The following is a 23,480-nucleotide window of genomic DNA, read 5'->3' on the forward strand; positions in this document are numbered from 1 at the left end:
GCGGGTGTCGAGCCGCGCGGTGCGGGCTTGGCGCGCCGCGCCCGCGCCCCCATCCGCTTTAGTGTAATGACTGGAGGAGATCCTAGCATGTCTGTCACCGGTGTCGGATTCCAGCTGCACGAGACGCCAGAGACGTTGGCCGAGGTCGTCGCCGCGCGCGTTCTGGAGACGGCGCGGCGGGCGATCGCCGCGCGCGGACGCTTCGTGTTGGTGGCCGCCGGTGGGCGGACCCCGTTGCAGGTCTATGCGCGGCTGGCGCGCGCGCGCAGCGATTGGTCGCGCTGGCTGGTGTTGCACGGCGACGAGCGCTGTCTCCCCGCCGCCGATCCGGAGCGCAACAGCCATGCGATCGCCGCCGCCTGGCTCGACCCGGTCGCTCTGCCGCCGAGCAACCACTTGCCGATCCCCGCCGAACTCGGTGCCGAGCCGGCGGCGCGTCGTTACGCCGAGCTGATCGCACCCTTGCTGCCGTTCGATCTGGTGTTGCTGGGCATGGGCGAGGACGGTCACACCGCGAGCCTGTTCCCCGGACACGCCATGCCCGAGGGCGAGGCGTTGACGATGGCGGTCTATCACGCCCCCAAACCGCCTGCCGACCGAGTCAGTCTGACCCCGGGCGCGCTGGCCGCCGGGCGCGAGGCGCTGGTGCTGGTCAGCGGTGCAGGCAAGCGCAAGGCGCTGGCGCGCTGGCGCGCCGGGGCGAGCCTGCCGGTGGCGCGGGTGGCCGAGGCCGCCGGGGCCGAGGTGCTGGTCGATGCGGCGGCCTGGGGATGAGGACGGCGCTGCTGTTTTCCGCTTGCCGCGCCGAGGCTAGAATGCAGGACTTGATCGGGTGACGCCATGGAAGCGACGTCCGTTGATGTGTGACATGCGTCCGGGGATCGGGCGCCGTTCTCTTCCGCGGACGTCGCTGCGCCGGCGTCGCTGGCCGATGCCGATGTGCCCGAACCCATGTCCAGTACCGTTTCATTCGTCGCGAGCCTGACTCGCAAGACCCTCGTTGTCTCCATCGCTGCCGCCGTGTTCAGCATGGTCGCGGTGGCGGTGTTCGATCTCCACGCCCTGCGCCAGGAGACCGAGGCGCTGCATGCCTATCATCTGAACGAGGTCCGCGCTCGGTTGCGGGCGCGGGTGAGCGAGGCGGTGCGTTTCGCCCATTATCAGCGTCAACTGCTCGCGGTGGAGGCGGCGCGCGGCGCCGAGGCCGTGCGTCTGGAGCGCGAGGCGCAACGCCGGGTGCTGGAATGGCTGGAGATCCGCAACCAGGGCGGCGAGGCGATGTTGTTCGCCGGACGCTGGGACGGGATCTCACTGCTCGGCCCGGTGCGCGGGCGCAACGTACTCACAGTCACCGATGTCAGCGGACGCCCGGTGGTGCGCGAGCTGATCGCCACGGCCCAGTCCGGCGGCGGTTTCGTCGAGTACCTGATGCCGTCCTTCCCGGGCTGGCGCACCGCGCCCAAGTTGAGCTATGTCGAGTCGATCGCGCCCTGGGGCTGGTATGTCGGCGCCGGTTGTCTGCTCGATCGCTTCGAGGAGGTGGTCGCCGAGCGTCGTCGCGCCGTCGGCGCCGATCTGCGTGCCAAGCTGCTCACCCTGGCCGTCGGGCTGGGGCTGATCCTGCTCGTCGTGCTGGTGCTGGCATGGCGTGTCGGGCGCGACGCCCGCGCCGATGTCGTCGCCTTCGTGCGCTTCTTCGCCCGCGCCGGCAGCGACCCCGAGCTGGCGCTGGAGCCGGTGCGGATGCGTTTTCGTGAATCGGCGCTGATCGCCCGCGCCGCCGCGCGCATGCTCGATCGCAAGCGCGCCGCCGAGGCCGCGCTGCGCGAGAGCGAGGAACGATTCCGTACCCTGGTCGAGGTGCAGCAGTACGCGGTCATGGAGATCGATCTCGACGGCGCGATCCGCTACGTCAACCCCGCCGCCGCGCGGCTGCTCGGCTACAGCCGCGATGCGCTGGTGGGGATGCACGCCACCGAGCTGGTCGTCACCGAGGAGCGCACCAGGCTTGCCGAGGACCTGCGCCGCTTCGCCCGGTTGCAGCCGCCGCCGACGACCTATTTCAACCGCAACCTCACCCGCGAGGGTCGGGTCATCGATCTGCAGGTGGAGTGGAACTACCGGCGCGATGCACAGGGCCGGGTGATCGGCTTCGTCAGCGTCGCCCACGACATCACCGACTACCATCGCTCGCGGACCCTGCTCGACGGGCGCAACCGGGTGCTCGAGCTGCTCGCCCGTGGCCGCCCCCAGCAGGAGGCGCTGGAGGCGATCATCGACTATATCGATCGGGTCTCGCCACGGACCCTGTGTGCGATCTATCGCTATGAGCCATCGACCCGGACGCTTCACAATGCCGCCGCCCGCGGTCTGCCCGAGCACTTCCGGCGCTCTGCCGAGGGGCTGGTCGTCGGGCCGGGCGTGGGTTCCTGCGGCCATGCGGTGAGCCAGGGCAGGCGGGTCGTGGTCGCCGATCTGCTGTCGCACCCCTTCTGGCGCTCGGCGCGCGATCTGGTGCTGAGCACCGAGCTGCGTGCCTGCTGGTCGCAGCCGATCCTCGCCCCGGACGGGATGGTGCTCGGCACCTTCGCGATCTATGCCACCGAGGTCTCGGTGCCCAGCGACGAGGACATCGAACTGATCGAGTCGGCCGCCGACCTGGCGGCGATCGTGATGGAGCACGCCCGGGTCGAGCGCGCCACCCACCTGGCCGAGGAGCGCGCGCGGCTGCTGCTCGACTCGAGCACCGAGGGGGTGTTCGGACTCGACCCCGAGGCGCGCGCGACCTTCGTCAACCCGGCCGCCGCGCGGCTGCTCGGCATCCCGGCCGAGCAGCTCACCGGGCGCGCCATCCACGCCCTGATCCATCACTCGCACCCCGACGGCAGTGCGATCAGCGAGACCGACACCCCGATGCTGCGGGCGATGCGCGAGGGCCGCGCCTATCACGTCAGCGACGCGGTGTTCTGGCGCGGCGACGGCAGTCACTTCCCGGTCGAGTACTGGTCGACCCCGATCCTGCGCGAGGGGCGGATCGAGGGCGCGGTGGTGACCTTCCACGACATCAGCGAGCGCAAGCGCGTCGAGGCCGAGATCCAGCACCTAGCCTTCCACGACGGGCTCACCGGGCTGCCCAACCGGATGCTGTTCAAGGAGGAGGTGGACCGGGCGCTGGCGCTGCTCAGGCGCTCGGGCGAGCGTTTCGCGCTGCACATGCTCGATCTCGATCACTTCAAGGACGTCAACGACAGCCTCGGCCACCCGGTCGGCGACGAGCTGCTGTGCGCGGTGGCGCGGCGCATCAGCGAGGTGGTCCGCGCCAGCGACGTCTTCGCCCGCTTCGGCGGCGACGAGTTCGCGCTGCTGCAGGTGCCGATCGCGCATCCTGGCGAGGCCGCGGCGCTGGCCGAGAAGGTGGTGGCCTGCTTCACCGATACCTTCGCCTTGGCCGACTGCGCGATCAGCACCAACACCAGCATCGGCATCGCCGTGGCCGACCGCCACGACCTCGACGTCGACGACCTGATCGCGCGCGCCGACGTCGCCCTCTACAAGGCCAAGGAGGCGGGGCGGGGCACCCATGCCTTCTTCGCAGAAGCGATGACCGAGCAGCTGCGCCACGAGATCCAGCTCGCCTCGGAGCTGGTCAGCGCGCTCGAGCGCGAGGAGCTGTGGCTGCACTACCAGCCGCAGGTCGATCTGCGCAGCGGCGCGCTGGTCGGGGTTGAGGCACTGGTGCGCTGGCGCCATCCCGAGCGTGGCCTGCTCCACCCCGGCGCCTTCATCGAGGTCGCCGAGCGGCGCGGCATGATCCGCCCGATCTCGGCCTGGGTGCTGGAGGCGGTGTGTCGACAGGCGCGCGCGTGGCGCGAGCGCGGGCTGGTCTTCGGGCGGGTGGCGGTCAATCTGTGCGCCGAGCAGGTCGGTGACGACGCCTTCGCCGAGCAGATCCTGGCGGTGCTCGAGCGCACCGGGGCGCGGCCCGAGGAGCTGGAGCTGGAGTTCACCGAGACGGTGCTGATCCAGGCCGATGCTCGCACCCAGGCCGACATCATCCGTCTCTCCGAGATTGGCGTGCGCTTCGCCATCGACGACTTCGGCACCGGGTTCTCGTCGTTGCAGTATCTGCGCAACCTGCGCGCCGACAAGATCAAGATCGACCGCGAGTTCGTCAAGGACGTCACCCACAACACCAGCGATGCCGAGATCGTCAAGGCGACCATCGCCCTGGGTGCCGCGCTCGGCCTCGAGACCATCGCCGAGGGCGTCGAGACCGAAGCACAGGCGGCCTTCCTGCGCGGTCACGGCTGTCACCAGGTGCAGGGCTTTCTCTACGCCCGCCCGCTCGAGCCCGAGGTGCTCGAGCGCGACTGGCTCAGTCGCCTCGTGCCGACGCCTCGTGTTGCAGACGGCGTCTGAGCGCCGCCGGTGAGCCGGTGCGCCGGGCGAGCAGGTCGTAGGCCACCGGCACCACGAACAGGGTGAACAGGGTCGCGGCGATCACCCCGGCGAGGATCACCGTGCCGATCACCACCCGGGTCTCGGCCCCGGCGCCGCTCGAGAGCAGCAGCGGCACGGCGCCGGCGGCGGTGGTGATGCCGGTCATCACGATCGGGCGCAGGCGCACGTCGGCCGCCTCGGTGAGCGCGTCGCGGAACGCATGGCCCTGATCGCGCAGCTGGTTGGCGAACTCGACGATGAGGATGCCGTTCTTGGCCGCCAGCCCGACCAGCATGATTAGCCCGATCTGGCTGTAGATGTTGAGCGTCTGCCCGCTCAGCCACAGCCCGCCGAGCGCCCCGGCCATCGCCAGCGGCACGGTGAGCATGATCACCAGCGGGTGGATCCAGCTCTCGAACTGTGCCGCCAGCACCAGGAAGACCACCAGCACCCCGAGCCCGAACACCAGCGCCATGCCCGCCGCGCCGCTGCGCAGGTCGCGGCTCTCGCCGCGGTAGTCGATGCGCGCGTGTTCGGGCAGCAGCGCTGCGGCGCGGGCATCGAGCGCGTCGAGCGCCGCGCCGAGCGAGACCCCCGGGGCGAGGTTGGCCGAGAGGGTGATGGCGCGCATGCGGTTGTAGCGGTTGAGCTGCTGGGAGTCGGCCTGCTCGCTGACCTGGACCAGGTTGGAGAGCGGGATCAGGGTGTCGCCGTGAGCCGAGCGCACATAGAGGTTCTCCAGACTGCCGGGGGTGCGCTGGCTGTCGCGCTCGCCCTCGAGGATGACGTCGTACTCCTCGCCATCGTCGAGATAGGTGGTGACCTGACGCGAGCCGAGCATGGTCTCGAGGGTGCGCCCGATGGTCTCGATACGCACCCCGAGGTCGGCGGCGCGGTCGTAGTCGATCGCCACGCGCAGCTGCGGCTTGGTCTCCTTGTAGTCCCAGTCGAGCCCGACCAGGCCGGGGTTGTCGGTCTCGATCGACTCGACCAGGGCGTCGCGCCACGCGGCCAGCTCGTCGTAGGTGCCGCCGCCGATGACGAACTGCACCGGCTTCTGGATGCGTGCGCCGAAGCCCTGGCGCATCACCGGGAAGGCGCGCACCCCGGGCAGGTCGGCAAGCCGCGCACGCACCTCGTCCATGATCGCCCAGCCCGAGCGGCGCGCATCGAAGCCGGCGAGCACCATGATCACGATCCCTGAGTTGTAGCGCTCAAGGGTGCCGAAGGCGCGCGGCGCGCGCACCAGCACGCGGATCGCCTCGCCCGACTCGGCATAGGGCAGCAATCGGCGTTCGATCTCGTCCATGTACTCCTCCATGTAGGAGAAGGAGGCGCCCTCGGGACCATTGACCAGCACGAAGAAGGCGCCGCGATCCTCCTTCGGGGTGTACTCCTGGGGCAGCTGATCGAGTAGCCAGGCGGCGGCGCCGAGGGTCAGCGCGAAGGCCAGTCCGACCACCCAGGCGCGCGCGAGCAGCACCCCGAGCAGCCGCGCGTAGCCGCGGCGCAGCCAGACGAAGCCGCGGTCGACGGCGCGGGCCAGTGCGCCGGGCTGGTGGCTCGCGGGCAGGATCTGCGCGGCCAGGCTCGCCGAGAGGGTGAGCGCGACCAGCGAGGAGAAGGCCACCGCCGCGGCCATGGTCAGCGCGAACTCGCCGAACAGCCGCCCCAGATCGCCCTCGAGAAAGGCGATGGGTACGAACACCGAGATCAGCACCAGGGTGGTGGCGATCACCGCGAAGCCGACCTGACGGGTGCCGCGATAGGCCGCCACCAGCGGGCTCTCGCCATACTCCTCGATACGGCGGTGGATGTTCTCGAGCACCACGATGGCGTCGTCGACCACCAGCCCGATGGCCAGCACCAGCGCCAGCAGGGTGAGGATGTTGACCGAGAAGCCGAGCGCGAGCAGCACGGTGAAGGTGGCGATCAGCGACACCGGCACCGTTACCGCCGGCACCAGCATCGCGCGCACGCTGCCGAGAAACAGATAGATCACCAGCACCACCAGCGCGATGGCGATCGCCAGCGTCTTGTAGACCTCGGCGATGGCCTCGGCGACGAACACCGAGGAGTCGTAGCTCTGACGGATCACCATGCCCTCGGGCAGGCTGGTGTTGAGCCGGCGCATCTCGGCCTTGGCGCGCTCGGCCACGGCGAGGGTGTTGGCCGTCGACTGCTTGATGATGCCGAGCCCGACCATGGCCACGCCGTTGCCGCGAAACAGCGTGCGGTCCTCCTCGGTGCCGCGCTCGATTCGGGCGATGTCGCCGAGGCGCACCAGATGACCGTCGTCGCCGCGCGTCACCACCAGCCGGGCGAAGTCCTCGGCGGTGGCGAAGGCGCGGCTCAGGCGCACGCTGAACTGACGGTCGCGCGACTCGATGCTGCCGGCGGGCAGCTCCAGGTTCTCGGCGCGCAGCGCCTGCTCGACATCGGCCACGGTGAGCCCGCGCGCGGCCAGGGCGTTGCGGTCGAGCCAGATGCGCATGGCATAGACCTGGGCGCCGCCGACGCGCACCCGCGCCACCCCGTCGAGCACCGAGAGCCGATCGACCAGATAGCGCCGGGCATAGTCGGTGAGCGCCGGCACGCTCAACCCCTCGGCGGTGAGGTTGAGCCACATGATCACGTCTTCGTTGCTGTCGACCTTCTGGATCTCGGGCGGCTCGGCCTCGTCGGGGAGCTGGTCGAGCACGCCGGAGACGCGGTCGCGGATGTCGTTGGCCGCGCCGTCGATGTCGCGATCGGTGGTGAACTCGACGGTGATGGTCGAGCGCCCGTCCTCGCTGCTCGACTCCAGGGTGCGGATGCCCTCGACCCCGGCGATACGATCCTCGATCAGCCGGGTGATGCGGGTCTCGACGACGTTGGCCGCGGCCCCCGGATAGCCGGTCTCGATGGAGACCACCGGCGGATCGATGTCGGGGTATTCACGTAGCGCCAGACGGTCGAAGGAGACCAGCCCGAAGACCACCAGCAGCAGCGCGAAGACCGTGGCCAGTACCGGGCGGGTGACGGCGAGATCGGAGAGGATCACGTCTCCGACTCCTCGAGCAGCCTCTGCAGCGGCGCATCGCCCGTATCGACGGCGAGCACCCGCACCTCGGCGCCGGGCCGCACCCGCTGGTGGCCATCGGTGATCACCCGCTCGCCGACGGCCAGCCCGTCGCGGATCTCGACTGCGCCGGGACGGCGGATGCCGATGTCGACCTCGCGCCGCTCGGCGATCAGCCGGTCGTTGGCGGCGTCTTCAACCACCACCAGCACGAAGTGACGCTGACCGCGCTGCTGCAGCGCCGCCTCCGGCACCACCACCGCCGTGTGCGGATCAAACAGCAGCTCCAGACGCATCAGCAGCCCCGGGCGCAACCGCCGCTCGGGGTTGGGCAGGATGGCGCGCACCAGCACCGCGCGGGTCACCGGGTCGACCCGGCTGTCGACGCCGCGCACCTCGCCGACGAACACCCGCTCGCCATGGGCGCGGGTGCGCGCCTCCACCCGCAGCCCCGGGGTGAGCCCGGCGAGATAGCGGCTGGGCACGGTGAAGTCGAGCTTCATCTCGGCGTCGTCGTCGAGGGTGGTGATCGGGTCGCCGGGCTCGACCAGGGCGCCGGGACTGACCTGGCGCAGCCCCAGCACCCCGGCGAAGGGGGCGCGGATGACGCGATCGGCCAGCCGCGACTCGAGCGCCACCAGCACCGCGCGGCTGGTCTCGAGGTCGCGCTGGCGCTCGTCGAGCAGCGACTCGGCGGCTGAGTCCTGGGCGACCAGCGCGTTCACCCGGCGGTACTGGCGCTCGGCCTCGGCGCGGCGCGCCTGCGCCTCCTCGAGCAGCGCCTGTTCCTCGGCGCTGGTCAGCTCCACCAGCAGCGCGCCGCGCTCGACGCGCTGGCCGTCGTCGAAGTGCAGCGCGGCGATGGTCTCGGTGACCGTGGAGGTGATCATCACCGACTCGTTGGCGCGCAGCGTGCCGAGCGCCTCGACGCGCTCGGCCAGTTCGGTCTGCGCGGCGGTGGCCACGATCACCCCGGTCGGTGGCGCCGCGGCGAGGAGCGGCGCGACGCACAGCAGCGTCAGCAGCAGCGGCAGTGGACGGGGCGGGGGGGCACGATGCGGTACGGGCATGACGTCGATCCTGTGACGGCTGGGTCGGTGGCGCGGGTGTTGCTGCACCGGCTCTCACCCCGAGTGAGGCAGTGCCGGCGGCGAATGGTTCAGCGCGCGGGCGCGGTCGACTCCCTTTCGCCCGGGGTGGAAATTTGCAATCCTAACGCGCCGTCCGGGTGCTCGCCACAGAGACCGGCGTCGCCGTCAGGCGGGCCCCGCGGCAGGTTCCGGCGGACCCCGCGGCGCGGTCCGGCCGGTTGGGGACCGGCGCGTCTCGCCCGGTCGCGACCCGAACGCGATGGATGCCATGATCACCCTGACCCTCAACGGCGAGCCGGTGCGGCTCGATCTCGACCCCGACATGCCCCTGCTGTGGGCGCTGCGCGATCATCTCGGGCTGACCGGCACCCGCTTCGGCTGCGGCGAGGGCGAGTGCGGCGCCTGCACCGTGCACCTCGACGGCGAGCCGGTACGCTCCTGCGGTGTGACCCTGGGCGAGGTTGCGGGGCGCGAGGTGACCACCATCGAGGGGCTCTCGCCCGACGGTCGTCACCCGTTGCAACTGGCCTGGATCGTTGAGGAGGTGCCGCAGTGCGGCTACTGCCAGTCCGGCCAGCTGATGAGCGCCGCGGCGCTGCTCGCCACCCACCCGCAGCCGAGCCCCGAGCAGATCGACGCGGCCATGTCCGGGGTGTTGTGCCGCTGCGGCAGCTATGCGCGTATCCGCCGCGCCATCCAGCGCGCGGCCAACCCCGAGGTGCACAATGGTTGATGCCGATCCCGGTCTCCGGCTGAGTCGCCGCGCCCTGCTCAGGCTCGGCCTGCTCGCCGGTGGCGGCCTGATGCTCGGCATCGGTGCCGCCGACGCCGAGCAGACGGACACGCTCGACGGTGCTGCGAGCACGTTCGCCCCTGGTGCCTGGCTGCGTCTCCACAGCGATGGCCGGGTGGTGCTGATGCTGGCGCGCTCGGAGATGGGCCAGGGGGTGACCAGTGCGCTGCCGATGCTGGTGGCCGAGGAGCTGGAGGTCGGGCTCGACCAGCTCGAACTCGAACCGGCGCCGGTGGCGCCGGACTATGTCAATCGTCTGCTCGGCGAGCAGGCCACCGGCGACAGCACCTCGGTACGCGATGCCTGGGGACCGCTGCGCGAGGCCGGCGCGGTGGCGCGGACCCTGCTTGTGCGCGCCGCCGCCGCGCACTGGGACGTCGCCCCGGAGGCGTGTCGGGTGCGGCGAGGCGTGGTCCATCACCCCGACGGCGAGACCCGGCTCGACTATGGCGCGCTGGCCGAGGCGGCGGCACGGTTGCCGCTGCCCGAGTCGGTGGCGCTCAAGGCGCCCGCGCAGTGGCGACTGATCGGCACCCCACGGCACCGGCTCGATACCCCGGACAAGGTGGTGGGCGCGGCGCGCTACGGGCTCGACGTGCGCCTGCCGGGAATGCGCTATGCCAGCGTGGCGCGCTGTCCGCTCAGCGGCGCGCGGGTCACCGCCTGGCGCGCCGATGCCGCGCGTGCGGTGCCGGGGGTGGAGGCGGTGCTGGCGGTGCGCCATGGTGTCGCGGTGGTGGCGCGCGACACCTGGAGCCTGCTGCGCGGGCGTGCCGCGCTGGAGATCGATTGCGACCCCGCGGCCGACACCACGGCCGATCAGGCGCGGATGGAGACGCGGCTGCGCTCGCGCCTCGACGCGCCCGGCGCGGCGCTGGCCGAGGAGCGCGGCGAGGCGCTGGCCGTGCTCGAACAGGCCGGGCGGGTGGTCGAGGCCGACTACAGCCTGCCCTTCCTCGCCCATGTCTGCATGGAGCCGATGAACTGCACCGCCGAGGTCAGTGCTGAGCGCTGCGTGATCCATGTCCCCACCCAGGCCCAGCAACGGGTGCTGGAGACGGCGCAGCGCATCACCGGGCTCGCGCCCGAGCGCATTGAGGTGCGCACCACCCTGCTCGGCGGCGGCTTCGGTCGTCGGGTCGAGCAGGACTTCGTCGCCGACGCCGTGGAGCTGGCGCAGCGCCTCGGGCGACCGGTGCAGGTGGTGTGGACCCGCGCCGACGATCTCACCCAGGATCACTACCGTCCGATGACCTGTCACCGGCTGCGCGCCACCCTCGACGCCGAGGGCCTGCCGCGCGCCTGGTACCACCGTATCGTCGGCCCCTCGGTGCTGGCGCGGCTGGCGCCCGAGGAGATCGCCGACGGGCTCGACCCGGCCCTGGTCGAGGGCGCCACCGCGCTGCCCTACGCGCTGGCGGCGCTGCGCGTCGAGTACCGTCGCGCCGATCTGCCGGTCTCGCTCGGGCTGTGGCGCGGCGGCGCGCGGGCGCACAACGCCCATGTCGTCGAGTGCTTCCTCGACGAACTGGCCGCGACCACCGGCCGCGATCCGCTGGCGCTGCGCCTGGCACTGCTCGAGGACCAACCGCGCGCACGCGCGGTGCTCGAGCGCGTCGCCGCGCTGGCCGGTTGGTCGCAGTCGCCGGCTCCGGGTCACGGACGCGGCATCGCCCTGGCCACCGGTTACGACAGCCTGGTCGCCCAGGTCGTCGAGGTGGCGCCGCGCGCCGCCGGCGACGGGCTGCGGGTGGTGCGGGTGTGGTGCGTGGTCGACTGTGGGCTGGCCGTCGACCCCGACGGGGTGCGCGCGCAGATGGAGGGGGGCGTCGCCTTCGGCCTGAGCGTCGCGCTCGGCGAGCGCATCAGCTTCGCTGCCGGGCGGGTCGAGCAGCGCGCGCTCGCCGATTATCGGCTGCTGCGTCTCGACGAGATGCCCGAGGTCGAGGTCGAGCTGATCGCCGGTGCCGCGACCCCTGGCGGGGTGGGGGATCTGGGGCCGCTGGCGCTCTCCCCGGCGCTGGCCGCGGCGATCGCCGCGGCCGGGGGCGAGCGTCAGCGCGCCTTGCCGCTGCGCCTGGCCTGAACGGGCGGGGTCAGGCGCCGAGCGCGGCGGCCTGGCGCTGCATCTTGTTGACGATGGCGAAGACGCCGACGTGACGGTTGGGGCTGAGGTGCTCGTCGAGCGCCAGCCCGGTGAACAGGTCGTCGACGTCGAGCGCGGCGATCTCCTCGGCGCTGCGGTTGGAGAACAGCCCGACGAGCAGCGCCACTACGCCCTTGATGATGGCGGTGTCGCAGTCGCCGGCATAGACCAGCCGTCCGCCCTCGGTGGGGCGGGCGACGACGTGCACCAGGCTCATGCACTCGACCACGCGGTTGTCCTCGGTCTTGTCGGCGGGGTCCATCGCCGGGAGGCGCTCGCCGAGTTCGACCAGGTACTGATAGCGCTGGTCCCAGTCGTCGAGCAGGTCGAAGTCGTCGATGATGGCCTGGATGGCGGCGTCTTGATGCATGGTGGATCGCTGCGGTTGGTTGCTGGGGTCGGTCGCGCGGGGTGCGCGGCCGACCGAGTCTACCGGATCCGTGCTAGACGCTGAAGGACTCGCCGCAGCCGCACTGGTCCTTGACGTTGGGGTTGCGGAACTCGAAGCCGAGGTTGAGCAGGCTCGAGCGCACGAAGTCGATCTCGGTGCCGTCGATGCGCGCGAGGCTCTGGTCATCGACCACGATCTTGATGCCGTGGCTCTCGAACACCTGATCGGTGGGCGCGACGGCGTCGGCGTAGTCGACCTCGTAGGCGAAGCCCGAGCAGCCGCTCTTGCGCGTCGCCACCCGCAGCCCGACCCCTCGTCCGCGTTGCTCGATCATCCGGGAGACGTGGCGCGCGGCCGCCTCGGTCAGGGTGACTGCCATGGTTGCTTACCTCATCTGGCCTGTACTGAAGCGTTGAGCCTAGATGGGCGCCGACCGGCGGGGTTTTCAATCCTCGTCGGCGCGCTCAGGCCACCCGGGTGAGCGCCGGGCGCCCGAGCTCGGCGGCGATCTCGTCGACCAGGGCGCCGACTGCGCGCTCGCGCGCCTGCTGGCTGACCCGCACGACATGGGCGATGGCCGGGGGCGCGGGGAAGGGGGCGTCGATCACCTCCAGCCCGGGGGGGATCTGGCTGGCGTGCAGCAGTCCGACGCCGAGCCCGGCGTGCAGTGCCGAGAGGATCCCGGCGATGCTCGGGCAGGTGAGCACGGTGGTCAGTCCGGGGGGCTGTGACTGCGCCGCTTCCATCGCCCAGTGACGGTAGAAGCAGCTGTCGTCGAACGAGAGGAAGGGCACCGGGCGCGAGAGGTCGAGCGCGAGATCGGGCGACTTCACCCAGTGCAGGGCGTCGCGCCCCAGCACCAGGTCGGTGCTCAGCGTCTGGTGCGCGAACACCTGGAGGATGCCGATGTCGAGCTCGTCGCGCGCGAGTCGCGTGGCGATCGCCAGGCTCTGGCCGACCCGGGCCTGGACGCTGACCTCGGGATGACGGCGGGTGAAGCGCCCGAGGATGCGCGCCAGCCCGCCGCCGCTGATGTCTTCGGTCATGCCGAGCCGGATCCGTCCGGTCAAGGGTTGCTGCCCGAGGTTCAGCAGCGCCTCGTCGTGCAGTGCGAGCAGACGGCGCGCATAGCCAAGCAGCCGCTCGCCCTCGTCGGTGAACGGTGTCGTGCCGGTGCGGCGGGTCAGCAGGGTGCAGCCGAGTCCCTCCTCCAGCCGTTTGATCTTGTGCGAGACGGCCGATTGCGACAGTGCCAGGTACGCCGCAGCCCGGGTCACGCCGCCTTGGTCGGCGATCGCGCACAGCGCCTGTAGCGCGCCGATCTCCAGTCGTGTCCGCATGCCGCTCCTGTATGACTGAAATCGATGGTTCGAGCGAAATAATCACTTTGAATCATATTTCGCCGCCGCCGATCATGCCAGCTTCGGCAGACAGCGAGGCGTTCATCATGCAGCATCACCTTCATCACATCCCGGCGACCATGTCCGGCGTCGTCCTCACCGGCCACGGTGGTCTCGACAGGCTGGCGTGGCGCGACGACCTGCCGGTGCCGCAACCGGGGCCGGACGAGGTGTTGATCCGGGTCCATGCCAGTTCGGTGAACAACACCGACATCAACACCCGCACCGCCTGGTACTCGAAGTCGGTGCGTGGTGACACCGCCTCGCTCGCCAGCGACGGCGCGGCCCCGGCGGCGGCGAGCGATGGCGCCTGGTCGGGTGCGCCGATCGCCTTCCCGCTGATCCAGGGGGCCGACTGCTGTGGCGAGATCGTCGCCGTCGGCGCGGCGGTGCCCGAGGCGCGTCTCGGCGAACGCGTGCTGGTGCGCGCGCTGCAGTCGAGCCGGGCGCCGGGGGGCGAGCTGTCGACCTGGACCCTGGGCTCGGAGTGCGACGGCGCCTTCGCGCAGTACACCAAGACCTTTGCCACCGATGCGTTGCCGATCCGCTCCGACTGGAGCGACCTGGAGCTGGCCTCGATCCCCTGCGCCTACTCGACCGCCGAGGCGATGCTGCAGAAGGTGGCGCTTGGCGTCGAGCGGGTGCTGATCACCGGCGCCTCGGGCGGCGTCGGGCTGGCGACGGTGCAGCTGGCCAAGCGTCGCGGCGCCCATGTCACCGCGATGACCGGCGCGGCCAAGGCGGCGGCGATCCGCGCCGCCGGTGCCGACGCGACGCTCGGGCGCGAGGCGCCGCTGCCGCGCGATGCCTTCGACGTGGTGGTCGACGTGGTCGCCGGGCCGCGCTGGCCGGCGTTGCTCGATACGCTGCGCCGCGCGGGTCGCTACGTCGCCGCGGGCGCGATCGCCGGGCCGATCGTCGAACTCGATGTGCGCACGCTCTATCTGCGCGATCTCACCCTGTTCGGCTCGACCTTCCAGCCCGATCGCGTCTTCACCGATCTGATCGGCTATATCGAGCGCGACGAGATCCGGCCGTGGGTCGCCGCCGCGTTCGATCTCGCGCAACTGCGCGAGGCACAGCGCGCCTTTCTCGACAAGCAGCACGTCGGCAAGATCGTGATCCGTGTCGATCACCCGGAGATCGCGCGCTGAGCGCGACGTCGGTCGTTAGTGACGCTGGTCGTCGACGTCGATGTCGGCGATCGTGGCCATCTCCAGCAGGCCGCGCATCAGCACCGCGCGCGCCGGCGTCTCCAGGGTCTCGATCAGCGCCTGCTTGTCCTCCGGGCTCAGTGGCAGGTGGGCGCAGAGCAGGTTGACCAGGTCGGTGTCGGGCATCTGCTCGAGGTCCTGCCACGGCACCTCGACGCGGCGTACCTGACAGTAGCGCTCGAGCGCGACGAGAAAGGGGCGCCGCTCGGCGATCGCGCCGGACACCGGCTCGTCGAGATCGGCGGCAAAGTCCCGCCACTCGGGCGCCACCCGGCGGTAGCCAGCGCGCTCGGCGAGTTCGCCGGTGACGCGGAAGCGACACACCCCGGTGAGCACCAGCACGATGCGCCCGTCGCTGGTCTCGCTGTAGCTGGTGATGCGCCCGGCGCAGCCGACCGGATGGAGCGGGGCGGTCGGCGTCGTCTCGTCCTCGCCCGGCGTCTCCTGCGGCTGGATCATGCCGAGCAGGTGATCGGCGGCGAGGACGTCGTCGATCATGCGCAGATAGCGTGGCTCGAAGATATTGAGCGGGAGTTGCACGCCCGGCATCAGTACCGCGCCGGGGAGGGGGAAGACTGCGAGTTCCGTCGGCAGATCGGCGAACTTGGGGAAGAAGGGGGTGCGCGTCATCTCACTGCTCCGGGGTTCGGTGGACGTGCCCCGCGCCGCGGGCGGAGCGCGCCGCGAACCGGGTGGTACAGCGAGCAGATTGGGGTGTGTGCGTCGCATCCCCAGCCCTGCGGCATCGGGTTTGGATTCCTCGGCGGTGGCCGCACACTCAGGGGGGCGAGGTCCGCTGGCGGTGTGACCGAGGTCCGCCGTCGTCCCACCTGCAGCCGAAGCGAGGACGAGATGCACCCAACCCCAACGGATGGCACGCGCGCCGGACTCGCCGACGAGTTCCGTCGGGTCCGCGCCCTCACCGAACACCTCTGCGAACCGCTCGCCATCGAGGATTACGGCCTTCAGGTCGTCCCCGAGGCCAGCCCGCCGAAGTGGCACCTGGCCCATGTCTCCTGGTTCTACGAGACCTTCCTGCTGATGCCGTCGCTCGATGGCTATCGCCCCTTCGATCCGCGCTTCGCGCATCTGTTCAACAGCTACTACGAGCAGACCGGCAGCGGTTTCTGGCCCCGCGCCGAGCGCGGGCTGCTGTCGCGTCCCCGGGTCGAGGAGGTCTACGACTATCGTCGTCATGTCGACACGGCCATGCTGCGTCTGATCGAGTGCTGCGACGCCGAGCGTTGGCCGCGCGTCGAGCTGCGCTTGCGCATCGGGCTCAATCACGAGCAGCAGCACCAGGAGCTGTTGCTCACCGACATCAAGCGCAACCTCGCTCACAACCCGTTGCGCCCGGCCTATCGCGCCGATCTCGCGGCGCCGGCGCCGGGCGCGCCCGAGCCGCTCAACTGGGTGTCGTTCGACGGTGGGCTGGTCGAGATCGGCGCCGGCGCCGAGGGCTTCGCCTATGACAACGAGCGTCCGCGCCACCGTGTCTTCCTCGAACCCTTCGCGCTCGCCGACCGATTGGTGAGCAACGCCGAGTTCCTCGCCTTTGTCGAGGACGGCGGCTATCACGACCCCGCCCACTGGCTCTCCGACGGCTGGGCACGGGTACGCGCCGAGGGTTGGGAGGCGCCGCTCTACTGGGAGCGGGTCGATGGCCGGTGGCAGACGCTGACCCTCGGCGGCATGCGCCCGCTCGACCCCGCCGAGCCGGTCTGTCACCTCAGCTATTACGAGGCCGATGCCTACGCCAGCTGGGCGGGCAAGTCGCTGCCGACCGAGGCGCAGTGGGAGCACGCCGCCGCCGGTGTCGCGCTCGCCGGCAACTTCCTCGACAGCGGTTTGCTCCATCCCCGTCCGGCGCGTGGCAGCGGGATACGTCAGCTCTTCGGCGATCTCTGGGAGTGGACCGCCTCGGCCTATCTCGCCTATCCCGGCTATCGCGCCCCCGGCGGCGCGATCGGCGAGTACAACGGCAAGTTCATGTGCAACCAGATGGTGCTGCGCGGCGGCTCCTGCGTGAGTTCGCGCGACCATCTGCGGCTCAGTTATCGCAACTTCTTCTATCCCCACGAACGCTGGCAGTTCAAGGGATTCAGACTCGCGGAGGTCGAATGATGAACATCGCCGCCACGCTCGCCACCGGATCGCGCCCGCCCCGCTCGGGGATCGCGCCGGGAGTGCGCTTCTTCGATGCCCACCCGACCCCGGACGACCTGCGTGCCGAGGTCCTCGCCGGGCTCGCGGCCAGCCCCAAGCGGCTCTCGCCCAAGCTCTTCTACGACGCGCGCGGCTCGCGGCTGTTCGACGCTATCACCGAGCTGCCCGAGTACTACCCGACCCGCACCGAGATCGGGATCCTCTGCGACCACGGCGAGGAGATGGCCGACCTGCTCGGGCGCGGTCGGGTGCTGCTCGAACTCGGCAGCGGCAGCAGTCTCAAGATCCGCATCCTGCTCGCGGCGCTCGAACCCGAGGTCTATGTCCCCATCGACATCTCCCGCGATCACCTGCGCGCCTCGGCCGAGTCGCTCGCCGAGCACTTCCCGGCGCTGGCCATCCACGCCACCTGTGCCGATTACTCGGTCCCCTTCGAGCTGCCGATCGAGGGCGATCGCGAGGGCCTGGCGGCCTTCTTCCCCGGCTCGAGCATCGGCAACTTCGAGCCCGAGGAGGCGCGCGCGCTGCTCCAGCGGGTGGCGGTGCTGGTGGGCATCGGCGGGCGGCTGCTGGTCGGTGTCGATCTGCGCAAGGAGCGCGCCGTGCTGGAGGCGGCCTATGATGACGCCCAGGGGGTGACCGCGGCCTTCAATCGCAATCTGCTCGAACGGCTCAACCGCGAACTCGAGGCCGACTTCGACCTCGATGCCTTCGCCCATCGCGCCCGCTACGACGCCGCCCTGGGACGTGTCGAGATGCACCTGGAGAGCCTGCGCGAGCAGACCGTGACCGTCGCCGGGCAGCGCTTCGTCTTCGCCGCCGGCGAGACCATCCACACCGAGAACTCCTACAAGTACGACATCGCCGGCTTCCACCAGCTGGCCGCTGGCGCGGGCTTCGTCCCCGAGCGGGTGTGGACCGACCCGCACCGGCTGTTCAGCGTGCACTGTCTGCGCGTCGAGGCTTGCTGAGGGGCTCAGCGCCCGCCGTAGGCCAGGTCCTGGCCGGCGATGGTGCGTTCGAGCCGGTCGATCGCCCGGGCGTAGCCGCGGGCGAGGGCGTCGAGGGTCTCGGCGCGTCCGCCGCGCCAGGCGCGTGCGGCGAAGCCCTCGAGCAGCGCGGCGTGGATGCGTCCCTGGTGTAGTCGCAGCCGGTCGGTGTTGCCGTGGGCGCGGTGCAGCCGGGCGAGCAGGGCGATCTCGCCGAGCGCCTCGCGATGCGCGGCGCGGTGGTGATAGAGCCGGGCGAGGACGGGGTCGTCGCAGGCGCGGGCGATCGCGCGCAGCCGCTCGGCGCCAGCCTCGGCGTGGGCGAAGGGCTGGTGGCAGGCGGGCGTCTCGGCCCGCGGCTGGGGCAGGACGCCGAGCAGACAGCAGAGCAGCGCGAACGTGGTGGCGGGGTGGGGCATGGGCACGACTCCGACGCGGTAAGGCTATACCTGAGTAAAGCACACGGGTAACGATTTCGAAACAGGATCGTCATCTTTCTGCAGGACGCCGCCGGCGCGGTCCCGAGCTTGCGTTTCCCGTCGTCGCGGTCGATGCTGACGGTGGCCGCGCGGCCTGGACGCCCGCGCCCGTGCCCCTGGCGGCAGTGCCGCGCCATCCCCCGGAGCCAAGCTGATGAACGAGACCGTGGACGACCCCGTGCTCGAGCACGACATCGAGCTGTTCACCCGGCTGCTCGGCGACGTGTTGCGCGAGCACAGTCGCAAGCGCGTGCTGGTGGTGGTCGAGCGCCTGCGCGAGGGCTTCATGCAGCTGCGCGAGGGCGAGGACGAGACGCTGCGCGCGCGCCTGCGGGCGCGCATTGAGGGGCTCGACCCGCAGACCCTGGCCGAGGTGATCCGCGCCTTTGCGATCTATTTCGGTTTGGTCAACACCGCCGAGGAACTCAACGCCCATCTCCAGCGCATGGCGCGCGTCTCCTCCGGCGAGCGGCTGTGGCGCGGCTCCTTCGACGACACCGTGCGTCGGCTCGCCGCCGACGGGGTGGCGCCCGCACCCTTCCAGAGCCTGCTCGAGCACCTGGTCTATCTGCCGGTGTTCACCGCGCACCCCACCGAGGCGCGGCGGCGCACCATCGCCGAGATCTTCCGCCGCATCTTCCTCGCCGGGCAGGACCTGCACCGCCACCGGCTCAACGACGAGGAGCGCGAGGACAAGCTCGCCGAGATCCGCGCCCAGATCCAGATCCTGTGGAAGACCGACGAGGTGCGGGTGCACAAGCCACAGGTCACCGATGAAGTGCGCCAGGGGCTCTATTTCTTCCGTGAGTCGCTGTTTGGCGCCGTGCCCGAGGTCTATCGCATCCTCGAGAAGGCGGTGCGCCGGGTCCACGGTGCCGCGACCGCCGCGGCGGTGCCGAGCCTGATGCGCTTCGGCTCGTGGATCGGCGGCGATCGCGACGGCAACCCCTTCGTGTGCCCCGAGACCACCGAGCTGGCGGTGCGGATGCACGCCGAGCTGGCGCTTGAGCACTATCTCGAACGGGTGGGGCGGTTGCAGCGCATGCTCAGCCACTCCAGCGCGTTGTGCGAGCCCGCGCCGGCCTTCCTCGACAGCCTCGACGCCGACGAGGACTACTGGGTCGAGACCATGGGGCAGAGCCTGCGCCGCTTCCTCAACGAGCCCTACCGGCGCAAGCTGGCGATGGTCGCCCACCGGCTCGAGGCCAACCTGGCGCGGGTGCGTGCCCGTCTCGCCGAGGCCGAGACGCTGCCGGCGGCCGGGTATTGCGATGCCCGCGCCTTCCTCGTCGACCTCCGGCTGATCCGCGACTCGCTGATCCATCACGGCGATGCCAGCGCCGCCGCCGGGCCGCTCCACGACCTGATCCGTCTGGTCGAGACCTTCGGCTTCCATCTGGTGCAGCTCGACCTGCGCCAGGAGTCGAGCCGCCACACCGAGGCGGTGGCTGAGTTGTTCGCCCGCCAGCCCGGCGCGCCCTACTATCTCGCCTTCGACGAGTCGCAGCGCCTGCTCGCCCTGGTCGAGGCGATCGTCCACCCCCAGCCCTTCGTCATCGACAAGGCGACCCTCGGCGCGGCCACCCGCGAGACCCTGGAGACCTTCGAGACCATCGCCCGGGCGCGCGCCGAGGTCGGCGAGCAGGCGATCGGTCAGTACGTGATCTCGATGACCCATGAGGCCAGTCACGTGCTCGAGGTGATGCTGCTGGCGCGGCTGGCGGGGCTCGCCGGACGCGACCGCCAGGGCTGGTTCTGCACCCTGCAGATCGCGCCGTTGTTCGAGACCATCGACGACCTGGCGCGGATCGACGCGGTGATGGGGCGGCTGTTCACCGATCCCACCTATCGCGCGCTGCTGCGCGCCTCGGGCGATCAGCAGGAGGTGATGCTCGGCTATTCCGACTCCTGCAAGGACGGCGGCATCCTCGCCTCGGGCTGGCGTCTCTACGAGGCCCAGCGCAAGGTGATCGCGCTCGCCGACGAGCACGGCGTGGCCTGTCGGCTGTTTCACGGCCGCGGCGGCACCGTGGGGCGCGGCGGCGGGCCGACCCACGAGGCGATCCTCGCCCAGCCGGCCGATACCGTGCACGGCCAGATCAAGTTCACCGAGCAGGGCGAGGTGCTCTCCTATCGCTACGCCAACCCCGAGACCGCGCGCTATGAACTCACCATGGGGATCAGCGGTCTGATCAAGGCCAGCCGTTGCCTGATTGAGTCCGCCGCGCCCGAGCGCGCCGAGGACCTGGAGGTCATGGCCGAGCTGGCCGCGCACGGCGAGGCGGCCTATCGCGCGCTGGTCGGCACCGAGGGGCTGCTCGATTATTTCTATGCCTGCACCCCGGTCGACGGCATCGCGCTGCTCAACATCGGCTCGCGCCCGGCGCACCGCAGCCGCGGCGATCGCTCGCTTAGCTCGATCCGCGCCATCCCCTGGGTGTTCGGCTGGGGACAGGCGCGGCTGACCCTGCCGGGGTGGTTCGGCATCGGCACCGCGCTGGCGCGCTATCGCGGCGACGATCCCGAACGCTTGGTGCGGTTGCGGCGGATGTATGGCGAGTGGCCCTTCTTCCGGGTGCTGTTGTCGAACACCCAGATGTCGCTGTTCAAGGCCGAGATGGCGATCGCCCGTGAGTACCTGCGCCTGGCCGACGACCCGCCGCGCGCCGCGGCCCTCCTCGCGCACATCGAGGCCGAGTACCGGCTGACCCTGAGCGAGGTGCTGGCGGTCACCGAGACCGACCGGTTGCTCGCCGACCAACCGGCGCTGCGCCGCTCGCTGCTGCGTCGCAACCGCTATCTCGACCCGCTCAACCACATCCAGGTGGTGCTGCTCGAGCGCTATCGCGGCGAGCCCGAGGCGGAGCAACGCGAGCAGTGGCTCGATCCGCTGCTGCGTTCGATCAACGCCATCGCCGCCGGGATGCGCAACACTGGTTGAACACACCGCCGCCCGCGTGGCGCCGGGAACGAATATCCTTATTGAAAAAACGGCTTTGAACCACAGAAGATGAAATCACGCGCATCTGCGCGCGGCGGTCAGCGTGGCCGACGCTGGCGCCTCGCGTCACCCGACTCATTCAGATCCCATCGCCATGAACGATCCCGATTCCAACCGTTCCACCCCCGCTCGTCCGGCGCTCGGCGCCAGGGCGCTGGGGGGGGTGCTGCTCTTCTTCAGCGTCGGCCTGGTCTCCTGTCAGGCCTTGTTCTCATGGTGAGCAGCGGGGCCGGACGGCTCGGCGAGCTGCTGCGCGAGGGCGTGGTGGCGCGCGAGACGCCGCGCGCGCCGCGGCTGCGCGGGCTGCTGCTGTTCGTGCTGCCGCTGCCGCTGCTGTTCGGCGCGCTGATCGCGCTCGGCGCCGGACGGCTGGAGTCCTTCCTCGCCGACGCCAGCGGCTTCGCGCTGTTCATGGCCGCGGCCTATCTCACCCGGCGCGGTATCCGCGAGGCGCACCTGCAGGATCGCCGCCGGCGCTTCGCGCGGCTGCCGCGGGTGCGGCTGCAGACCCTCGGCGGGCTGCTGGTGGCGCTCGCCACCGGCTGGTGCGTGCTGGTCTCGCTGGGGCAGGGGGCGGGGCTCGCGCTCGCCTTCGCCGCAGTCGCGCTGCTCGGCTTCCATCTCAGCTACGGGCTGATGCCGGAGGCGCCCGAGCAGCCCTTCGACTTCTCGGATGCGCGCGCACGCAAGGTCGCCGCGGCGCTCGCCGAGGCCGAGCAGAAGCTCATCGAGGTCGAGACCGCCGCCGCGCGCATCGCCAACCCCGAACTCAAGGCGCGGCTCGGGCGCATCGCGCTCAAGGGACGGCGTATCCTCGAGCAGATCGCCGAGCGTCCGACCGATCTGTTCCGCGCGCGCAAGTTCCTCAACGTCTATCTCGACGGCGTGCGTCAGGTTACCGACGGCTATGCCCGCACCCACCGTCAGGCCGACGTGCTGGCGCTGGAGGAGAACTTCCGCGGCGTGTTGGTCACCGTCGAGGAGGTCTTCGACGAGCAGCACCAGCGCCTGCTCGACAGCGACCTGATGGACCTCGACGTACGCATCGAGGTGCTCAAGCAGCAGCTCGAGCGCGAGGGCCTGAGCTAGTCGCCCGGCGCGCGCCGTCCTCACCCGTTTTCCCCGGAGATCAACCGCAGTGAGCCAATCCCAGTATCCCCAGAGCGCCAGTGGGCGCGCCGTCCCCGCCGAGTCGATGTCCGAGTTCGGGCTGCCCGAGCACGGCGGTGTCGACGAGGCCGAGGTCGAGCGCCTGCTCGGCGAACTCGACTTCCGCGACGCGCACTCGGTGATGTTCTTCGGCGCCAAGGCCCAGCAGCGTCTCACCGAGGTCTCGGACCGGATGCTCGAGGGCGTGCGCGCCAAGGACACCGGCCCGGCCGGCGCCGCGCTCAGCGAGATGGTCACCACCCTCAAGGGCTTCGACGTCGAGGGGCTCGATCCCAACCGCCGTCAGGGCTGGTTCTCCAAGCTCCTCGGCAAGACCCGGCCGATCGCCCGCTTCCTCGAGGAGTACGAGGCGGTGCGCGACCAGATCGAGGACATCTCGCGCGCGCTCGAGGGCCACAAGACCCAGCTGCTCACCGACGTCACCGCACTCGATCGGCTCTATGCCGCCAATCTCGACTATTTCCGTGCGCTCGAGTCCTATATCCTCGCCGGCGAGCGCAAGCTCGCCGAACTCGACGAGCGGGCGATTCCGGCGCTCGTCGCCCAGGTCGAGGCCGGCGCCGACATGGTCGAGGCGCAGCGGCTGCGCGACCTGCGCGGCGCGCGCGACGACCTGGAACGGCGCGTCCACGACCTCAGGCTCACCCGTCAGGTGGCGATGCAGGGGCTGCCGAGCATCCGTCTGGTGCAGGAGAACGACAAGGGGCTGATCAACAAGATCAACTCCACCCTGGTCAACACCGTGCCGCTGTGGCGCCAGCAGCTCGCCCAGGCGGTGACCATCTTCCGCTCGGCCGAGGCGGCCGACACCCTCAAGGCGGCCACCGACCTCACCAACGAGCTGCTCCAGGCCAACGCCGCCAACCTCAAGTCGGCCAACGCCGAGGCGCGGCGCCAGATCGAGCGTGGGGTGTTCGACATCGAGGCGGTCAAGCAGGCCAACCGCAGCCTGATCGAGACCATCGAGGAGAGCCTGCAGATCGCCGATGCTGGCAAGCGCGCGCGTGCCGAGGCCAACGCCGAGCTGACGCGTCTGGAGGCCGATCTGCGCGCCACGCTCAGTGCCGCCAGCGCCCGAAGCAGCGCCGAGCGCGGTTGAGCGGGGGCGGGCGGGGGCGGGCGGGGCGATCGCGATCGAA

General features: G+C 70.8%; 18 protein-coding genes. 11 read left to right on the forward strand and 7 right to left on the reverse strand.

The window, feature by feature from the left end:
• Window positions 1-87: 87 nt before the first annotated feature.
• Both pgl and MARPU_RS07135 read left to right on the forward strand, forming a co-directional pair.
• Complete coding sequence (gene pgl, locus MARPU_RS07130) at window positions 88-774, forward strand: 6-phosphogluconolactonase (RefSeq protein ID WP_005223798.1); 687 nt, start codon at window positions 88-90, stop codon at window positions 772-774.
• Window positions 775-951: 177 nt separating this feature from the next.
• Window positions 952-4,419, forward strand: coding sequence for an EAL domain-containing protein (locus MARPU_RS07135; protein ID WP_005223797.1), 3,468 nt, complete (start codon window positions 952-954; stop codon window positions 4,417-4,419).
• Here MARPU_RS07135 and MARPU_RS07140 read toward each other — a convergent pair.
• Together MARPU_RS07140 and MARPU_RS07145 are read right to left on the reverse strand one after the other, a co-directional pair.
• Window positions 4,376-7,483: an efflux RND transporter permease subunit gene (locus MARPU_RS07140; RefSeq protein ID WP_005223796.1), complete on the reverse strand. Its 3,108-nt coding sequence runs from the start codon at window positions 7,481-7,483 to the stop codon at window positions 4,376-4,378. The two genes, MARPU_RS07135 and MARPU_RS07140, sit on opposite strands and share 44 nt — an antisense overlap.
• Complete coding sequence (locus tag MARPU_RS07145; RefSeq protein ID WP_005223795.1) at window positions 7,480-8,571, reverse strand: efflux RND transporter periplasmic adaptor subunit; 1,092 nt, start codon at window positions 8,569-8,571, stop codon at window positions 7,480-7,482. Before MARPU_RS07145 ends, MARPU_RS07140 begins: the two co-directional genes overlap by 4 nt.
• Window positions 8,572-8,860: 289 nt before the next feature.
• On the opposite strand from MARPU_RS07145, the gene MARPU_RS07150 reads away from it, so the two are divergent.
• Both MARPU_RS07150 and MARPU_RS07155 read left to right on the forward strand, forming a co-directional pair.
• A complete protein-coding gene (locus tag MARPU_RS07150; RefSeq protein ID WP_025275181.1) occupies window positions 8,861-9,325 on the forward strand; it encodes a (2Fe-2S)-binding protein in 465 nt (154 codons plus the stop codon).
• On the forward strand, window positions 9,318-11,471 hold the full coding sequence (locus MARPU_RS07155; RefSeq protein WP_005223793.1) for a xanthine dehydrogenase family protein molybdopterin-binding subunit: 2,154 nt from the start codon (window positions 9,318-9,320) through the stop codon (window positions 11,469-11,471). The genes MARPU_RS07150 and MARPU_RS07155 overlap by 8 nt, the downstream gene beginning before the upstream one ends.
• A gap of 10 nt (window positions 11,472-11,481) precedes the next feature.
• On the opposite strand, the gene MARPU_RS07160 is transcribed toward MARPU_RS07155, so the two are convergent.
• The 3 genes from MARPU_RS07160 to MARPU_RS07170 all read right to left on the reverse strand — a co-directional run bounded on the left by MARPU_RS07160 (window position 11,482) and on the right by MARPU_RS07170 (window position 13,262).
• Window positions 11,482-11,901: a SufE family protein gene (locus MARPU_RS07160; RefSeq protein WP_005223792.1), complete on the reverse strand. Its 420-nt coding sequence runs from the start codon at window positions 11,899-11,901 to the stop codon at window positions 11,482-11,484.
• A gap of 73 nt (window positions 11,902-11,974) precedes the next feature.
• Complete coding sequence (locus tag MARPU_RS07165; RefSeq protein ID WP_005223791.1) at window positions 11,975-12,301, reverse strand: HesB/IscA family protein; 327 nt, start codon at window positions 12,299-12,301, stop codon at window positions 11,975-11,977.
• An 85-nt stretch (window positions 12,302-12,386) separates the two neighbouring features.
• Entirely contained in the window at window positions 12,387-13,262 is an 876-nt protein-coding gene (locus MARPU_RS07170) for a LysR family transcriptional regulator (protein WP_005223790.1), read from the reverse strand.
• 107 nt (window positions 13,263-13,369) lie between these two features.
• On the opposite strand from MARPU_RS07170, the gene MARPU_RS07175 reads away from it, so the two are divergent.
• Complete coding sequence (locus MARPU_RS07175) at window positions 13,370-14,476, forward strand: alcohol dehydrogenase catalytic domain-containing protein (RefSeq protein WP_005223789.1); 1,107 nt, start codon at window positions 13,370-13,372, stop codon at window positions 14,474-14,476.
• Window positions 14,477-14,491: 15 nt separating this feature from the next.
• On the opposite strand, the gene MARPU_RS07180 is transcribed toward MARPU_RS07175, so the two are convergent.
• Complete coding sequence (locus MARPU_RS07180) at window positions 14,492-15,166, reverse strand: LON peptidase substrate-binding domain-containing protein (protein ID WP_005223788.1); 675 nt, start codon at window positions 15,164-15,166, stop codon at window positions 14,492-14,494.
• A gap of 222 nt (window positions 15,167-15,388) precedes the next feature.
• Here MARPU_RS07180 and egtB point away from each other — a divergent pair, with 222 nt between their 5' ends.
• Window positions 15,389-16,660 carry an ergothioneine biosynthesis protein EgtB gene (egtB, locus tag MARPU_RS07185; protein WP_005223787.1) on the forward strand — a complete coding sequence of 424 codons (1,272 nt, stop codon included), beginning with the start codon at window positions 15,389-15,391 and terminating at the stop codon, window positions 16,658-16,660.
• Window positions 16,657-17,673, forward strand: a complete 1,017-nt coding sequence (egtD, locus tag MARPU_RS07190; protein WP_005223786.1) for an L-histidine N(alpha)-methyltransferase — start codon at window positions 16,657-16,659, stop codon at window positions 17,671-17,673. The genes egtB and egtD overlap by 4 nt, the downstream gene beginning before the upstream one ends.
• Before the next feature lie 5 nt (window positions 17,674-17,678).
• On the opposite strand, the gene MARPU_RS07195 is transcribed toward egtD, so the two are convergent.
• Complete coding sequence (locus MARPU_RS07195) at window positions 17,679-18,110, reverse strand: hypothetical protein (RefSeq protein WP_005223785.1); 432 nt, start codon at window positions 18,108-18,110, stop codon at window positions 17,679-17,681.
• A gap of 214 nt (window positions 18,111-18,324) precedes the next feature.
• Here MARPU_RS07195 and ppc point away from each other — a divergent pair, with 214 nt between their 5' ends.
• The 4 genes from ppc (at window position 18,325) to MARPU_RS07210 (ending at window position 23,440) form a co-directional block, all read left to right on the forward strand.
• Window positions 18,325-21,111 (forward strand): phosphoenolpyruvate carboxylase, encoded by a 2,787-nt coding sequence (ppc, locus tag MARPU_RS07200; RefSeq protein ID WP_005223784.1) that lies wholly within the window; start codon window positions 18,325-18,327, stop codon window positions 21,109-21,111.
• 154 nt (window positions 21,112-21,265) lie between these two features.
• Window positions 21,266-21,391, forward strand: a complete 126-nt coding sequence (locus MARPU_RS18080) for a hypothetical protein (RefSeq protein WP_005223783.1) — start codon at window positions 21,266-21,268, stop codon at window positions 21,389-21,391.
• On the forward strand, window positions 21,385-22,260 hold the full coding sequence (locus MARPU_RS07205; protein ID WP_005223782.1) for a 5-bromo-4-chloroindolyl phosphate hydrolysis family protein: 876 nt from the start codon (window positions 21,385-21,387) through the stop codon (window positions 22,258-22,260). The genes MARPU_RS18080 and MARPU_RS07205 overlap by 7 nt, the downstream gene beginning before the upstream one ends.
• A gap of 49 nt (window positions 22,261-22,309) precedes the next feature.
• Window positions 22,310-23,440, forward strand: coding sequence for a toxic anion resistance protein (locus MARPU_RS07210; protein ID WP_005223781.1), 1,131 nt, complete (start codon window positions 22,310-22,312; stop codon window positions 23,438-23,440).
• The last annotated feature ends 40 nt before the right edge of the window (window positions 23,441-23,480 follow it).

It is taken from the genome of Marichromatium purpuratum 984 (assembly GCF_000224005.2).
GTDB classification, from domain to species: Bacteria; Pseudomonadota; Gammaproteobacteria; order Chromatiales; family Chromatiaceae; genus Marichromatium; species Marichromatium purpuratum.

What these genes read in the sequence shown, in the direction of transcription:
- pgl (WP_005223798.1), top strand. Translation starts at nt 88, where the DNA reads ATGTCTGTCACCGGTGTCGGATTCCAGCTGCACGAGACGCCAGAGACG.
- MARPU_RS07135 (WP_005223797.1), top strand. Translation starts at nt 952, where the DNA reads ATGTCCAGTACCGTTTCATTCGTCGCGAGCCTGACTCGCAAGACCCTC.
- MARPU_RS07145 (WP_005223795.1), bottom strand. Translation starts at nt 8,571, where the DNA reads ATGCCCGTACCGCATCGTGCCCCCCCGCCCCGTCCACTGCCGCTGCTG.
- MARPU_RS07150 (WP_025275181.1), top strand. Translation starts at nt 8,861, where the DNA reads ATGATCACCCTGACCCTCAACGGCGAGCCGGTGCGGCTCGATCTCGAC.
- MARPU_RS07155 (WP_005223793.1), top strand. Translation starts at nt 9,318, where the DNA reads ATGGTTGATGCCGATCCCGGTCTCCGGCTGAGTCGCCGCGCCCTGCTC.
- MARPU_RS07160 (WP_005223792.1), bottom strand. Translation starts at nt 11,901, where the DNA reads ATGCATCAAGACGCCGCCATCCAGGCCATCATCGACGACTTCGACCTG.
- MARPU_RS07165 (WP_005223791.1), bottom strand. Translation starts at nt 12,301, where the DNA reads ATGGCAGTCACCCTGACCGAGGCGGCCGCGCGCCACGTCTCCCGGATG.
- MARPU_RS07170 (WP_005223790.1), bottom strand. Translation starts at nt 13,262, where the DNA reads ATGCGGACACGACTGGAGATCGGCGCGCTACAGGCGCTGTGCGCGATC.
- MARPU_RS07175 (WP_005223789.1), top strand. Translation starts at nt 13,370, where the DNA reads ATGCAGCATCACCTTCATCACATCCCGGCGACCATGTCCGGCGTCGTC.
- MARPU_RS07180 (WP_005223788.1), bottom strand. Translation starts at nt 15,166, where the DNA reads ATGACGCGCACCCCCTTCTTCCCCAAGTTCGCCGATCTGCCGACGGAA.
- egtB (WP_005223787.1), top strand. Translation starts at nt 15,389, where the DNA reads ATGCACCCAACCCCAACGGATGGCACGCGCGCCGGACTCGCCGACGAG.
- egtD (WP_005223786.1), top strand. Translation starts at nt 16,657, where the DNA reads ATGATGAACATCGCCGCCACGCTCGCCACCGGATCGCGCCCGCCCCGC.
- MARPU_RS07195 (WP_005223785.1), bottom strand. Translation starts at nt 18,110, where the DNA reads ATGCCCCACCCCGCCACCACGTTCGCGCTGCTCTGCTGTCTGCTCGGC.
- ppc (WP_005223784.1), top strand. Translation starts at nt 18,325, where the DNA reads ATGAACGAGACCGTGGACGACCCCGTGCTCGAGCACGACATCGAGCTG.
- MARPU_RS18080 (WP_005223783.1), top strand. Translation starts at nt 21,266, where the DNA reads ATGAACGATCCCGATTCCAACCGTTCCACCCCCGCTCGTCCGGCGCTC.
- MARPU_RS07205 (WP_005223782.1), top strand. Translation starts at nt 21,385, where the DNA reads ATGGTGAGCAGCGGGGCCGGACGGCTCGGCGAGCTGCTGCGCGAGGGC.